Here is a 13,953-nt window from a genome sequence, read left to right on the forward strand (position 1 = left end):
CCGGGCCGCGCGGGGCCTGCGGTGTGGGCTTGGCCCAGGTGGAGGTCCTGGTCTCGGACGGTGGAACGGCTGGGGGCAAAGCCGCGTGGTTCGGGCGGCGCTCGATCGGGACGCCGGGCGATGTGGTCCGGGGCGGTCGCAGCTCGTCCACGTGAGTTGGCGACCACGGCCTGCCCCGCGTGGCGGTGGGCCGATCAGGGCGTGTCTGCGGCTCAGCGACTCTGCGGCTCGTCCCGGGGCGGTGCGCTACGCGGCCTCGGCGAGGAGGTCCTCCTCGGTCGCGCCGCGGCGCCAGTAGCCAGTGAAGGTGATGCGGGAGCGGTCGAAGCCGCGTTCCCGCAGCAGGTGGCGCCGCAGGGTGCGGACGCAGCCCGCCTCGCCCGCGAGCCAGGCGTACGGAGTGCCGGGCGGGAGCGCGCCCGCCTTCAGGACCGCGGACGGCAGGCCACCGCGGGCGACCCAGCGCACGTCCACGTCCCCGCCCGCGCCCGCCACGGACAACTCCTGGCGGTCCCGCTCGAACGGCACCTCGATCCAGGCCCGCACCGGAAGTTCGGGCCGTTCGGCGCGGAGCCAGGCCATGATGCCCACGACGGCGGGCAGCGCCGTCAGGTCGGCCGTCAGCAGGACCCAGTTCGTGCCGTCCGGCGGCCGGAAGTCGATTCCGGCGTTGTCCGGGTCCGTCGGCCCGAGCGCGAGGACCCGGTCCCCGGGTGAGGTTGCCGCCGCCCACCGGCCCGCCGGGCCGGTGCCGTCGTGGAGGGCGAAGTCGACGGCGAGCTCGCCCGGCCGCTGCGCGCGCACGGTGTAGGTGCGCATGACCGCACGCCGGGCGGGGTCGAGTCGGCGCCAGTGCGCGTACCAGTCCGCGCCCGCCGAGGTCGGCACCAGGGGCGTGGACTCGCCCGGCTGCGGCAGGAACAGCTTGAACCGCTGGTCCCGGCCGCCCGAGCGGAAGCGGTCGACCTCGGGGCCGCCGAAGACGATCCGGCGCATGGACGGGCCGAGCGCCTGCGCCCGCAGCACGCGCAGGTCGAAGAACTCCCATGCGGTCGCCATCAGCTGACCTTCTTCGCGTGGTCCAGCGCACCGGCCAGCTGCTCGACCAGCGGCGCGCAACCGGCGTACGAGAACCGCACCTCGCTGAGCCACGGCACCACCTGCCCGGCCCTGACGGCCGGGAGCCGCTGCCACGTGGGCTTTCCGGTCAGGTCCTTCGGCTGGAGCGCCGAGCTGCGGCTGTCGAGCAGGATCAGATCCGCACCGTACTTGTCGGCGTTCTCCCAGCTGAGCGGCTCGAAGAAGCCACCCTGCACCTTGTCGGGCGTGACCAGGTCGACGCCGAGGCCGCGGTAGTAGGCGAGGTCGGGGTAGACCGCCGGGTCGGAGACGTACAGCAGGTCCGCACTGGCGGAGGCGGCCAGCACCTTCAGCCCGCCGCGCGCCTTCGCTGTGCGACGCAGCGTCTCGACCGCCCGCTGGAAGCGCTGCTTGGCGGCGACGACGGATGCGGCGGCGAGGTCCGCACCCAACAGTCCGGCCAATTCCTCGTGACGGCGCAGCGGTTCCGGCAGCTGGACGTTGGCGATGGTGATCCCGGCCGTCGGCGCAAGAGCGGCGATCCTGTCCTTGCTCGCGTCCGGCACGTACCAGAGCTGCTGCGGCTGCCACATGTCGGTGACGAGCAGCTGCGGGCGCAGCTCGGCGTACTTCTCCAGGTCGAACTCGCCCCAGGCGTTGCCGAGCACGGTCACCTTGGAGACGTCGAGCTGTCCGGCCATCGGGTCGGCCTTGCCGTCGGCGAGCTTGGTCGGACCGAAGACGCCGACCAATCGGTCGGCGGCGCCGAAGTCGTGCAGGGCGGCGGCGGTGCCGGTGTAGGCGACGACGCGGGCGGGGGCCTGGGGGAGCGAGACCGTGGCACCGCGGTCGTCGGTGAAACGCCACGGTCCGCGCGAGGCGGAGCCGGACGCGGCGGCGTCGCCGCTGCGCGATCCGGAGCTTGGTCCTGCGCCGCAGGCGGCGAGGAGCGCGCCGAGACCGGCGACGCCGCCGGCGGCGAGCAGGGTACGGCGGGAGGGCTGAACAGGCATGGCGCAGAACGCTTTCTTGGAGGAAGGCGGGGAGGGGAACCATGGGCTCAAGGTCAACTTAGGGTAGCCTAACCTAAGTTTTGTTGCCCTTGTCCACCCCGCCGCTCGCCCCGCCGTTCGCTCGTGCCGTCCACACCCGCCGGAGGCTCTCCGCCCATGACCGCGCTCACCGTTGATCCCCCGTCACTCACGCTCCGGAGGTGGCGGCTGCCGCTGGCCTCGGCCGCGCTGCTCCTCGCCGTCCTCGTGCTCTCCCTCGCACTCGGCGCGCGGCCGCTGTCGCCCGCCGCCGTCTGGCAGGGCCTCACCGACCCGGCCGCGCCCGCCTACGACGTCGTCCACGGCCTGCGGCTGCCGCGTACCCTGCTCGGCCTGCAGGCCGGAGCCGCGCTGGGCCTCGCGGGCGGCGTCATGCGGGCGCTCACCCGCAATCCGCTCGCCGACCCCGGCCTGCTCGGCGTCAACGCGGGCGCCTCCGCCGCCGTGGTCACCGCCTCCGCCGTTCTCGGGCTCTCCGGCTTCGGCGGGGCGGTCTGGTTCGCCTTCGCGGGGGCCGCGCTCGTGGCTGTGCTGGTGCACGCCGTCGGCGGGGGGCGCAGGGCCACCCCCGCGCGCCTGGTCCTCGCCGGAACCGCCGTCAACGCGGCGCTGTTCTCCTATGTCAGCGCGATCGAGCTGGTCGACACGGACGCACTCGACCGCATGCGGTTCTGGACCGTCGGCTCCCTCACCTCCGCGCAGCTCGGCACCGTCGCCCTGATGACGCCGTTCGTCGTCGCCGGACTCGTCCTCGCGCTGGCGCTCGCCCGCCCGCTCGGCGCGCTGGCCCTCGGCGAGGACTCCGCCCGCGCCCTCGGCTCCCGCCTCCCCGCGACCCGGGCGGCCGCCACCGTCGCCGTGACGCTCCTGTGCGGCGCGGCGACGGCGGCCTGCGGGCCGCTGGTCTTCGTCGGCCTGCTCACGCCGCACCTCGTCGCCCGGTTCACCGGGCCCGACCCGCGCCGCCAACTGCCCTACTGCGCGCTGCTCGGACCGGTCCTGCTGCTCGGCGCGGACGTCCTCGGCCGCCTGGTCGCCCGTCCGGGCGAGGTGCAGGTCGGCGTCGTCACGGCGGTCGCCGGCGGGCTGCTGCTGCTCGCGCTGGTCGGCCGACGGGGAGGGGCCGTATGAGCGCCGTGCTCCGCTCCCGCCCGGGCGACGCTGCCCCGGTCCGCTCGGTGGACCGCTCCGCCCGCCGTGCACGCCTGGTGACGACGCTGTTGCTGCTCGCTGCGCCGGTTGTCGCGGTGCTCGCCCTGGCGGGCGGTGGCGATCTGGCCCTCGCGCCCGCCGCCGTGGTCCGGGCCCTCGTGGACCCGGGTTCCGCGACCGCCGACCCGGCCACGCACTTCGTCGTCTGGGAGCTGCGGCTGCCACGGGTGACGACCGGTCTGCTCGCGGGCGCGGCGCTCGCCTTGTCCGGCTCGGTGTTCCAGGCGCTGACCCGTAACCCGCTCGGCAGCCCCGACGTGCTCGGCTTCACCCAGGGCGCGGCCACCGGCGCCCTCACGGCGATCGTCCTGCTCGGCGGCGGCCCGCTCGCGCTTCCGTTCGGCGCGGTCCTGGGCGCGCTGGCGGCCGGGGGAGCGGTGCTGCTGCTCGCCCGGGGCGGACGGCAGCAGCTGGTGCTCGTCGGCATCGCCGTCTGCGCGGTACTCACCGGTGTCAACGGATACCTGCTGACACGCGGCCAACTGACGGACGCCGTCCGTGCGGTGCTCTGGCTGACCGGCAGCCTCGACGGCAGCGACGGGACGGACGCGACGGTGATCGCTTTCGCGCTCGCCCTGCTCGGACCCCTGGTGTGCGGCCTGGGGCGCTCGCTGCGCCTGCTCGAACTCGGCGACGACGCCGGCACGGCACTCGGCGTCCCGGTGGCCCGCACGCGGCGCGTCCTGCTGCTCGCCGCCCTGCTGCTGGCCGCCGCGGCGGCTGCCGCCGTCGGGCCGGTGGCGTTCGTCGCGCTGACCGCGCCCCAGCTGGCGCGACGCCTGACCCGCGCACCCGGCCCGAATCTGCTGCCCTCGGCGGCGACGGGCGCACTGCTGCTGGTCACGGCGGACTGGGCCGCGCAGCGGGCCGTGCCGGGACACCAGCTTCCGGTGGGCGTGGTCACGGGCCTGCTCGGCGGCGGCTACCTGGTCCGACTGCTCGTCAAGGAGCGCCGTTCGGCGACGGTGTGACGGCGGTGTCGCCACTGTGCACGGCACCGCTGTGCACGGCGCCGCCGGTCCGGGCGGCGCTGCCGTGGCGGGCGGACGGGATGACGAGCGGGGTGCCGGTCTCCGGGTCCGGCACGACCCGGCATTCCACCCCGAAGACCTCCGCGACCAGCTCGGCGTCCAGTACCTCGCGCGGCGGTCCCGCCGCGACGAGGCGGCCGTCGTGCAGCACCACCAGGTGGTCCGCGTAGCGGGCGGCCTGGCCGAGGTCGTGCAGCACCATGACGACGGTCCGGCCGGACTCGCGCTGCAGGCGCACGACCAGGTCCAGCACGTCGAGCTGGTGGCGCAGGTCGAGGAACGTGGTCGGCTCGTCCAGCAGCAGCAGCTCCGTCTCCTGTGCGAGCGTCAGCGCGATCCAGGCCCGCTGGCGCTGCCCGCCGCTGAGCCGGTCCACGAGCCGGTCGCGCAGCCCTGCCGTCCCGGTGCGGTCGAGTGCGCGCTCGACGGCGTCCTGGTCGGCCGCGCTCCAGGTCCCGAACAGCCCCTGGTGCGGGTGCCGTCCGAGGCGGACCAGCCCCTCGACGGTGATCCCCTCCGGCGCGACGGGCTGCTGCGGCAGCAGCCCGAGCCGCCGGGCCACCTCGCGCGAGGGCAACCGGTGCAGGTCGGCGCCGTCCAGCAGCACCGTCCCAGCGGTCGGCTTCAGCAGGCGCGCGAGCCCGCGCAGCAGCGTCGACTTGCCACAGCCGTTGGGGCCGACGATCGCGGTCACGGTGCCACGCGGCAGCTCGACGTCGAGGTCGGCGACGACGGGCGCGGACCTGGCAGCGGCCGAGGCCGAGCGGGCGCGGTCGTAGGAGAGGCGGAGGGCGCGGGTCTCAAGCATGCGATCAACTTAGGGTTGCCTAACCTAAGTATGTCAAGCTCGACGCACGCGCCGCCGCTGCGGACGGTCGTTGTCAGTCATGGCTGGTAGGACGGAACCGAGCTGGGCACGGCTCGGAACTCCTGGGGGTGGACGCATGAGGACGACGCTGTCGGAGCGTGAGGCCGAGGCGCGGCGCGCGTACGACGCGGTCGCGGAGACGTACGCGGCGACGGTGCCCGCGCTGTTCGCGCAGGACGTGTGCGGGCGCGCGATCATCGCGGCCTTCGCCGAGCTCGTGGTCGCGGGCGGCGGCGGTCCCGTCGCCGATCTCGGCTGCGGTCCCGGCCACGTCGCGGCCCACCTGCGCGGGCTCGGCGTTCCCGTGTTCGGCGTCGACATCTCACCCGCGACGGTGGCGGCCGCCCGTATCGCCCACCCGGACGTCCGCTTCGAGCTCGGGTCGCTCTCGTCCCTCGACCAGGCCGACGGCACGCTCGGCGGTGTGCTGTCCTGGTGGTCTTTGCTGCACACGCCGCCGGCCGAGCGGCCCGCCGTCTTCGCCGAGTGGCACCGCGCGCTCGCTCCGGGCGGGCATGCGCTGCTCGGCTTCCACGTCGGCGAGGGGCAGTCGCACGTCCGGGACGCCTACGGGCACGAGGGGGTCGACTACACCATCGACCTGATAGAGCCCGAGGAGGTCGCCGCCGAGCTGACGGCGGCGGGCTTCGAGCGTGAGGCGCTGATGCGCCGGCCCGGCGCCCGTCGCGAGCAGGCCTGCCTCCTGGTCCGGAAGCCCCGCAGGCGCCCCTGAGGTCTTCGTCGGGTCTCCGCCTTGCGCGGTGTCTGTTACCGACGGGTAGCGCTACAGTGCTGCCCATGGTGTCTGATCGAGCGTCGGAACGTGCCTACGACCTGGTCCTCTTCGGTGCCACCGGCTTCACCGGCGGGCTGACTGCCGAGTATCTCGCCGGACACGCCCCGGAGGGCTGCCGCTGGGCGGTGGCCGGTCGCAACCGCGCCAAGCTCGAGGCGTTGCGGGAACGGCTCGGCCTGCCCGAGCTGCCCGTGCTCGTCGCCGACAGTGCGGACGCCGAGGCGCTCGCCGAGGTGGCCCGCTCGGCCCGGGTCGTGGTGACGACGGTCGGGCCCTACCAGCGCTACGGCGAGCCCCTGGTCAAGGCGTGCGCCGAGGCGGGGACCGACTACGTCGACCTCACCGGCGAGCCGGAGTTCGCCGACACCATGTACACCCGCTACCACGCCCGCGCGGTGGAGAGCGGCGCCCGCATGCTGCACGCCTGCGGCTTCGACTCCGTCCCGCACGACCTCGGGGTCCTCTTCACCGTCGGTGAACTGGCCCGCGCGGCGGGCCGGGAGGAACTCGACGGCCCGGTGGTCGTCGAGGGCTACGTCCGCGTCTCCGGCACCTTCTCCGGCGGCACCTTCGCCTCGACGCTGACGGCGTTCTCCCGCCCGGTCCAGATGGGCCAGGCGGCGAAGGCGCGCCGCGCCGTCGAGCAGCGACCGGTGGGACGCAAGGTGCGCGGCGTTGCCGTCGGTCCGCGCTGGTCGAAGGACGCGCACGCATGGGTCGTGCCCATGCCCGCCATCGACCAGCAGGTCATCGTGCGCAGCGCGGCCGCGCTGCCCCTCTACGGTCCGGACTTCCGCTACGGCCACTACGCCGCGGTCAAGCGCCTGCCGATCGCGCTCGCCGGGATCGCGGGCGTGGTCGGCATCGCCGTCGGCGCGCAGATTCCGCCGCTGCGCCGCAAGCTGGAGGAGCTCCGCCCCTCCGGTGCCGGCCCCGACGAGGCGCAGCGCGCCCGCAGCTGGTTCACCGTCAGGTTCTCCGGCACGGCCGGAGACCGCCACATCTGGACCGAGGTCTCCGGCGGCGACCCTGGCTACGGCGAGACGGCCAAGATGCTGGCCGAGACCGCGCTCTGCCTCGCCTACGACGACCTGCCCAAGACATCCGGCCAGCAGACCACGGCGTCCGCCTGCGGCACCGCCCTCATCGACCGCCTTCGGGCGGCGGGCCTCACCTTCCGCGTCCTCGACGCCCAGCCGACCGAGGCCCCGGGCCGCTTCCGCGGCTGACGCCGCGAGCGGCGACCCGGCCACCGCGCAGATCCACCGCGCCGATCCGCTCAGCCGATGATGATCACCGGGTGGGCGGAGGGGTCGAGCCACTGCAGGAAGTGGCGCATCACGCTCGCGGGGACGGCCACACAGCCGGCCGTCGGGCCCGCGGAGACGCTGAGGTCGTGGAGGAAGATGCCCGCGCCGCGCCCCGGCACGGCCGGGTGCATGTTGAAGTCGATGACCAGCGCGTTGTCGTACTGGACCGGGTAGTTCACCAGGTGCTCGCTGCCCCGGTCGCCCGCCTCCGTCAGCGGGAAGCCGCCCTGCCGGGCCGTGCGCATCGAGTTGTAGTACGGCGACTGCGGGTCCTCCACCCACCAGTCGTCCGGCGTCACCCGGTGGTACGGCATCCGGGTCTCGCGTGGAGCCGGGCCGTTGCCGAAGCCCTGCGTGATCGTGTAGACGCCGGTGGGGGTGGTCAGCGTGCCCTGCTTGCGCGTCGCCCCGTTCGTCAGCCCGTGCGCGCCGATCCGGGCCGCCGACGTGGCGAAGACCTGCTGCCATCCGACCGGGCTCAGCTGCCATGCCGTCACCGTCGCGTAGGTGCCCTGCGCGTGCACGGTGATCACCTGCCGCGGGTTCCCCAGCCGGGCCGAGGCCGCGAGGTGGGGCGGCGCCGTGCGGCCGCCCGCCGCGACGGCCGGTGAGACCAGCAGCGCGACCGCTCCGAGCAGTGCGACGGCGCCGGCGAGGACGGACCGCATGCCCAAGCGGTGGTGACGGTGGTGGGACGCGTGCGACATGGCGGCATGCCTCCTGAGGTGGCATCACAATTCGAATCCCGCACTGCCTATGGTGTTGATCACGGCCCCCGGCGCGTGAGCGACACGGCGGTTCGTCCCCCGGAAGCGGTAGCGTTGTGGATCAACGGGAGGAGCTGCATGACGCAGGGGTTCAACGAGGACGAACAGCGCTCGACGGGCCGGATCGCCCTCGTGACGGGGGCGGGTTCGGGCATCGGCCGGATCACGGCGCGGGCGCTGGGCCGCGCCGGATGGACGGTGGTGCTCACCGGCCGTCGTGAGGACGCGCTCAGGGAGACCGCCGCGGAGATCGCCCAGGCCTGGGTGCAGCCCGCGGACGTCGCCGACGAGGCCGCGGTCGCCGCACTCTTCGACCGGATCGCCGACCGCTACGGCCGGTTGGACCTGCTGTTCAACAACGCCGGGGCCTTCGGCACGTCCGCCCCCGCGGCCGAGCTGCCCGCGGACCGCTGGCGTGCGGTCGTCGACGTCAACCTGACCGGCGCCTTCCTCGTCGCCCAACGCGCCTTCGTCCTGATGCGCGACCAGACCCCCTCCGGTGGCCGCATCATCAACAACGGCTCCATCTCGGCCCAGGTCCCGCGCCCCAACAGCGTCGCCTACACCGCGACCAAGCACGCGATGACCGGCCTCACCAAGGCGCTCGCCCTGGAAGGCCGCGCCCACCGCATCCCCGTCGGCCAGATCGACATCGGCAACGCCGCGACCGAGATGACCGAACGGATGGCCCAGGGCATCCTGCAGGCCGACGGCCGCATCGCCGTGGAGCCGGTCATGGACGCGGCCCATGTCGCGTCGACGGTGGTGCACCTCGCCGCGCTGCCGCTGGACGTGAACGTCCCCTTCATGACGATCATGGCCACGGGCATGCCGTTCCTCGGCCGGGGATGACCGTACGCCACGTGCGTCGTGGGGCCAGGCCGAACCCACGACACACGTGACGTCAGATCAACGGATCAGTGCTTCAGCCCAGAAGGGCGATCAGCTCCGCCGTCGTCCCCGTCTCGCCGAGCTTCGGGAAGACGCGGGCGAGGCTGTGCTCGTGCGAGACCGGGTCCATGTCGGTGACGGCGTCGGACGCGATGGTGACGTGGTAGCCGTGCTCGTGGGCGGCGCGGGCGGTGGACTCGACGCCCATGCTGGTCGCGACGCCGGTGATGACGACCTGGGTGACGCCGCGCTCGCGCAGGGCCGCGTCGAGGTCGGTGCCGTGGAACGCGCCCCAGGTCTGCTTGGTGACGGTGACGTCGCCGTCCTGGACGGGCAGGACCAGCTCGGCCCAGTCGGCCGGGAGCTCGCGCGGCGGGCGGGAGAAGGACGTGCGACCCGGGGCGCCGCCCGTGACGTTGACGTGAACGACGAGGAGGCCGCGCTCGCGGAACGCGATGGCGAGCTTCTCCGCGTTGGCGAGCACCTCGTCCACGCCGTGGTCGGCCGCGAAGGCGGTGATGCCCTTCTGCAGGTCGATCATGATCAGCGCGGTGGTGGGGTCGAGCGTGGTGGCGGTCATCAGGAACCTTTCGGATTCTCGGGCTTTTCGGGAAGGGTCAGCGGCCGGCGCGCAGGGCGCGGTCTGCGACGGTGAAGACCAGGAGTGCGGCGCACAGGGCGATCATCACGGCCGCGATGTCGTGCAGCCCGCCGTCGGTGGCGCGGGAGCCGTAGAGCAGCGCCAGCACCGAGGACGACAGGATCGCGCCCAGGTAGATGGACGTCCGCTGGAGGCCGGCCGCCGAGCCGGTGCCGTCGGCGGGCGCCTGGGCGTAGACGGCGGCCTGGTTGCAACTGGAGGCGAGGCCCTGGCCGACGCCGAAGACGGTGCTGGCGAACACCAGGACGGCGATGGAGGTGTGCCCGTCGAGGAGCATCAGCATCGCCGAGCCGGCGCCGAGCAGCAGCGTGAGCGCCACCAGCGGCGTGCGCAGCGTCTTCGTGCGCGCCCCGAGCAGGGAGAAGAGCGCGGCGGTGAGCGACATCGGCAGCGCGATCAGGCCCGCGTGGAACGAGCTGAGGCCGTGCGACTCCTGGAGCCACTGCGAGAAGCCGTAGAGCATGCAGTAGAGCACCAGGTAGGTCAGGCCGCTGCGGATGAACGTCCGGGTCAGGCCGGGGCTGCGGCCCAGCAGACGCAGGTCGAGGAAGGGCTGCCCGGCCCGCAGCTCCCAGGCCACCAGCGCGACACCGAGCAGCACCGCCAGGGCCAGCAGCAGCCAGTCCGGGTGGGACAGGTCCATCAGGAAGAGCATCATCGTGGCGATGGTCGCCGCGAAGAGCAGCAGGCCCGGCGGGTCCAGGCTGATCCGCTTCCGCTCGGCCGGGCGCGGCGGATCGGCCGGAGCCCAGCGAAGCGCCAGCAGCAGGCCGACGACGGCCGCCGGGATGTTGACGGCGAACACCGCCCGCCAGCCGAGGGTCGCCGCGAGCGCGCCGCCGAGGACCGGCCCGACGGCCGCGCTGGCGAGCGAGGCCAGCGAGAGCCGGCCGAGCACGGTGCGCGGAGCCTCCACGCCCGTGCGGCGGGACTCGGCGCGCAGCATCGCCATCGCGGAGGGGTAGGCGGCGGAGGTGCCGACGCCGAGCAGCACGCGCGAGGCGATCAGCCAGCCGAAGGCCGGGGCGAGGGCCCCGACCAGCCCTGCGGCCAGGACGACCACGAGCCCGCTGAGGAAGACCTTGCGCGGCCCGATCAGGTCCGCAAGCCGCCCCATGGTCGGCTGCCCCACCGAACTGGCCAGATAGAGGCTCGCCACCAGCCAGGCCGTCTGCGCGACGCCGACGCCGAAGGCGTGGCCGACGGCGACGAGCGCCGTGGCGATCATCGTGGAGTTGATCGGGTTCAGCGCCACGCCCAGCAGCAGCGGCGCCATCATCGCGCCGCTGAACGGCTTCCGTGTGCCCGGCGCCCCGATCTGGATGGAGCGGGCCGTGCGCGGCTCGGCCTCGGTACTCACGCGTCGGCCCCCGACGCCCCTGCTGCGCCCGCCGAGCCCGCCCCGCCGACCGCGCCGGAAGTGCCCGCCGGGTTCGCCGCGCCCACGTCGCCCGCGCCGACGGCGACAGAGGTGCCGGTCGTGACCGACGCCTCCGCTGCGCGAACCGCGCCGGAGGGATCCCCAGCGCTTGCGGTGCCCGCCGCGCCCGCGGCGCTTGCGGTGCCGACCGCGCCGGAAGTGCTCGCCTTGATCGTCGCTGGAGCGGGGCCATCGCCGTCGGCGTCCGCGGCTGTGGCGTCCGCGCCGGCGAGTGTGCGCAGCACGGGGAGCGCCCCGGCCAGTGCTGCGCGCTCAGTGGAGTCGAGGTCGCCCGCGATCGCGGAGCTGAGCCAGTCGCGCTTGGCCGTGATGATGCCGGCGATGGTCGCCCGGCCCTCCTCGGACAGCTGGACCAGGACCTGGCGGCCGTCGGTGGGGTGGGGCGTGCGGACGATCAGCCCGCGCTCCTCCAGGGCGCCGAGCGTCATCCGCATCGACTGGGGGCGCACGAACTCGGCCCGTGCCAGGTCGGCCGTGGTGGCCGGTCCCTCGCGCAGCAGTCGCGCCGCGACGGACCGCTGCGAGGCGGTCAGCTCGGTCGCCGCGCTGGCGGCGCGGGCCCTGCGGGCGATCAGTCCGAGCACGGCGTGCAGTTCCGCCGCCAGTTGGGCGGCGTCGGCGGATCCTGTCGGTGGCATACCTCGACCGTAGGACTTCGACAGACAGTATTGCAAGTTTGCCTGTTGAGTTTCCCTGTCGATGTGCGGCCGAGGCGACCGCGGCCCGTCGCGCCGGGCAGAAGGTCCGGCTATGGGAAGCTCAGCACCATGAGTGATCGTTTGCGCCGGTTCGCCCGACTCTGGACCGTCTTCGTCCCGGCGCTCGCATTGCTCCTGCTGGTGACCACCTGGGGACGCTCCCTGCCCGGCGCGCTCGTCGCCCTCGTCGCGGTCTTCCTCGCCGGCGCGGTGCTCGCGGCCGTCCACCATGCCGAGGTCATCGCCCACAGGGTCGGCGAACCCTTCGGCTCCCTCGTCCTCGCCGTCGCCGTCACCGCGATCGAGGTGGCGCTGATCCTCACGTTGATGGCGAGCGGACCGGTGAAGAACGCCAGCCTCGCCCGCGACACCGTCTTCGCCGCCGTGATGATCTCCTGCAACGGCATCGTCGGTGCCTGCCTGCTGGTCGCCTCGCTGCGGCACCGGTTCGCGATCTACAACAGCGAGGGCACCGGCGCGGCTCTCGCTACCGTCGCGACCCTGGCCACCCTCAGCCTGGTCCTGCCGCGCTTCACCACCAGCACGCCGGGTCCGCAGTTCAACACCACCCAGCTGATCTTCGCCGCGCTCGCCTCGGTCACCCTCTACGGCCTCTTCGTGCTGACCCAGACCGTGCGGCACCGCGACTACTTCCTGCCGATGACGCGCGGCGGCGTCATCATCGAGTCGGAGGAGCACGCCGACCCGCCGAGCACCCGCGAGGCCTACACCAGCCTCGGCCTGCTGGCGGTCGCGCTGGTCGCCGTCGTCGGCCTGGCGAAGGTCGTGTCGCCCACGATCGAGAAGGGCGTCGCCGCGGCGGGCCTGCCGGCCTCCGCCGTCGGCGTCGTGATCGCGCTGCTGGTGCTCATGCCGGAGACCATCGCCGCGGTCCGCGCCGCGAGTCGCGACCGCGTGCAGACCAGCCTCAACCTGGCCCTGGGCTCCGCGATGGCCAGCATCGGCCTCACGGTCCCGGCCGTCGCCATCGCCTCGTTCTGGATGAGCGGCCCCCTCGTGCTCGGACTCGACCCCAGTCTCATGGTGCTGCTGGCTCTCACGGTGATCGTCGGCACCCTGACGGTCGTCCCCGGCCGCGCCACGCCGCTTCAAGGCGGAGTCCACCTGTCGATCCTGGCCGCGTACCTGGTGCTGGCCGCGAATCCGTGACGCACCTCACGTTCCGGCGTCCGTCGTTTCGGGCGTCATCAAATCGTTTGCCGTCGGGGGGCCCTGACGCGAACACTGAAAGCGCGGCGGTCGCCGGGCGCACTCGGGGGAGTGCCCGGAGCCGCCGCACACCAGGCGAGGCTTCACGCGACACGAGCAACAAGCAAGCCCCGGTCCGCGCGGTGCGGGCCGGGGCGCGTGCGCGTCGACGCGCGAAAGGACTACCAGCCCGCGCCCGGGAACGCCGTGCGGATCGTCGGCAGCGCCGCGTCCAGCACCGTGCCGAACCACACCGAGAACGGCTTCTCCGCGCGCAGCGCGGCCAGCTCCGCGGGAGTGACGAAGGCGGTGTCCCCGACCTCCTCGGGGTTCGGGGTGAAGGCGGCCGCGGCCAGGCCGACGAACAGGTGGTTGTACTCCTTCTCCACCAGCCCGGAGGCCTCGTCCGGCAGGTCGTACGTCACTGTCCCGGCCGCCTCCAGGCGGACCGGCGCCTCGCCCAGCTCCTCGGCCGTGCGGCGGGCGGCGGCGACGAACGGCGGCTCGTCCGGGTAGGGGTGCCCGCAGCAGGTGTTGGACCAGACCCCGGGGGAGTGGTACTTGCCGAGCGCGCGCTGCTGCAGCAGCATCCGGCCCTGCGCGTCGAAGAGGAACACGGAGAAGGCCCGGTGCAGCCGGCCGGGGGCCTGGTGCGCGGAGAGCTTCTCGGCCGTGCCGATCGTCCGGCCCTGCTCGTCGACAAGTTCGAGCAGGATCTCGTCCGTCGTCGTCACGGTGGTGGTGGTCATGGATCACCTTTCGCGTCGGTCGCGCGGTTCTGTGCCAGCAACAGCGCCCTCTCGGGCCAGGTACAGTCTGCCCCAAAAGGCCCCCGCATCTGCTGCGGCTTGTCCCGCGACGTCGAGGTCCGCAATGATGATCGGCACGATGGGGTGGGGGCGAACCCTTCGTGAACGTACGTGAAACCGCACTGGCA

At 73.7% G+C, this 13,953-nt stretch carries 14 protein-coding genes; 6 read left to right on the forward strand and 8 right to left on the reverse strand.

Annotated elements, in window-relative coordinates:
* Positions 1-246: 246 nt before the first annotated feature.
* Both TR49_RS05825 and TR49_RS05830 read right to left on the reverse strand, forming a co-directional pair.
* On the reverse strand, positions 247-1,059 hold the full coding sequence (locus TR49_RS05825) for a siderophore-interacting protein (RefSeq protein WP_042378010.1): 813 nt from the start codon (positions 1,057-1,059) through the stop codon (positions 247-249).
* Positions 1,059-2,093: an ABC transporter substrate-binding protein gene (locus tag TR49_RS05830; protein ID WP_042378012.1), complete on the reverse strand. Its 1,035-nt coding sequence runs from the start codon at positions 2,091-2,093 to the stop codon at positions 1,059-1,061. The genes TR49_RS05825 and TR49_RS05830 overlap by 1 nt, the downstream gene beginning before the upstream one ends.
* Positions 2,094-2,249: 156 nt before the next feature.
* On the opposite strand from TR49_RS05830, the gene TR49_RS05835 reads away from it, so the two are divergent.
* Together TR49_RS05835 and TR49_RS05840 are read left to right on the forward strand one after the other, a co-directional pair.
* On the forward strand, positions 2,250-3,263 hold the full coding sequence (locus TR49_RS05835) for a FecCD family ABC transporter permease (RefSeq protein WP_084724604.1): 1,014 nt from the start codon (positions 2,250-2,252) through the stop codon (positions 3,261-3,263).
* Positions 3,260-4,315 (forward strand): FecCD family ABC transporter permease, encoded by a 1,056-nt coding sequence (locus TR49_RS05840; RefSeq protein ID WP_052434041.1) that lies wholly within the window; start codon positions 3,260-3,262, stop codon positions 4,313-4,315. Before TR49_RS05835 ends, TR49_RS05840 begins: the two co-directional genes overlap by 4 nt.
* On the opposite strand, the gene TR49_RS05845 is transcribed toward TR49_RS05840, so the two are convergent.
* A complete protein-coding gene (locus tag TR49_RS05845; protein ID WP_084724605.1) occupies positions 4,287-5,183 on the reverse strand; it encodes an ABC transporter ATP-binding protein in 897 nt (298 codons plus the stop codon). The two genes, TR49_RS05840 and TR49_RS05845, sit on opposite strands and share 29 nt — an antisense overlap.
* 136 nt (positions 5,184-5,319) lie before the next feature.
* Here TR49_RS05845 and TR49_RS05850 point away from each other — a divergent pair, with 136 nt between their 5' ends.
* Positions 5,320-5,976, forward strand: coding sequence for a class I SAM-dependent methyltransferase (locus TR49_RS05850; RefSeq protein ID WP_042378030.1), 657 nt, complete (start codon positions 5,320-5,322; stop codon positions 5,974-5,976).
* Positions 5,977-6,041: 65 nt separating this feature from the next.
* A complete protein-coding gene (locus TR49_RS05855; protein ID WP_042378032.1) occupies positions 6,042-7,268 on the forward strand; it encodes a saccharopine dehydrogenase family protein in 1,227 nt (408 codons plus the stop codon).
* Between the two features lie 50 nt (positions 7,269-7,318).
* Here the strand turns inward: TR49_RS05855 and TR49_RS05860 are convergent, their stop codons facing one another.
* The gene (locus tag TR49_RS05860) at positions 7,319-8,056 is read right to left on the reverse strand and encodes a L,D-transpeptidase family protein (protein WP_052434042.1); all 738 of its coding nucleotides are present in this window, start codon (positions 8,054-8,056) and stop codon (positions 7,319-7,321) included.
* A 138-nt stretch (positions 8,057-8,194) separates the two neighbouring features.
* Between TR49_RS05860 and TR49_RS05865 the strand changes: the two genes are divergently transcribed.
* Positions 8,195-8,968 (forward strand): SDR family oxidoreductase, encoded by a 774-nt coding sequence (locus tag TR49_RS05865; RefSeq protein ID WP_042378033.1) that lies wholly within the window; start codon positions 8,195-8,197, stop codon positions 8,966-8,968.
* Positions 8,969-9,041: 73 nt separating this feature from the next.
* Here the strand turns inward: TR49_RS05865 and TR49_RS05870 are convergent, their stop codons facing one another.
* Genes TR49_RS05870 through TR49_RS44810 form a run of 3 tightly spaced genes read right to left on the reverse strand, consistent with a single transcriptional unit; the run spans position 9,042 to position 11,747 of the window.
* Positions 9,042-9,587 carry an isochorismatase family protein gene (locus TR49_RS05870; RefSeq protein WP_042378035.1) on the reverse strand — a complete coding sequence of 182 codons (546 nt, stop codon included), beginning with the start codon at positions 9,585-9,587 and terminating at the stop codon, positions 9,042-9,044.
* 37 nt (positions 9,588-9,624) lie between these two features.
* Positions 9,625-11,028, reverse strand: coding sequence for an MFS transporter (locus TR49_RS05875; protein ID WP_236653238.1), 1,404 nt, complete (start codon positions 11,026-11,028; stop codon positions 9,625-9,627).
* Entirely contained in the window at positions 11,025-11,747 is a 723-nt protein-coding gene (locus TR49_RS44810) for a MarR family winged helix-turn-helix transcriptional regulator (protein ID WP_063770026.1), read from the reverse strand. Before TR49_RS44810 ends, TR49_RS05875 begins: the two co-directional genes overlap by 4 nt.
* Before the next feature lie 129 nt (positions 11,748-11,876).
* Here TR49_RS44810 and TR49_RS05885 point away from each other — a divergent pair, with 129 nt between their 5' ends.
* Positions 11,877-12,977, forward strand: a complete 1,101-nt coding sequence (locus TR49_RS05885) for a calcium:cation antiporter (RefSeq protein ID WP_042378036.1) — start codon at positions 11,877-11,879, stop codon at positions 12,975-12,977.
* Between the two features lie 221 nt (positions 12,978-13,198).
* On the opposite strand, the gene idi is transcribed toward TR49_RS05885, so the two are convergent.
* Positions 13,199-13,765, reverse strand: a complete 567-nt coding sequence (idi, locus tag TR49_RS05890) for an isopentenyl-diphosphate Delta-isomerase (protein ID WP_042378038.1) — start codon at positions 13,763-13,765, stop codon at positions 13,199-13,201.
* Between the last annotated feature and the right edge of the window lie 188 nt (positions 13,766-13,953).

The organism is Streptacidiphilus melanogenes (assembly GCF_000787835.1).
Classification (GTDB): domain Bacteria; phylum Actinomycetota; class Actinomycetes; order Streptomycetales; family Streptomycetaceae; genus Streptacidiphilus; species Streptacidiphilus melanogenes.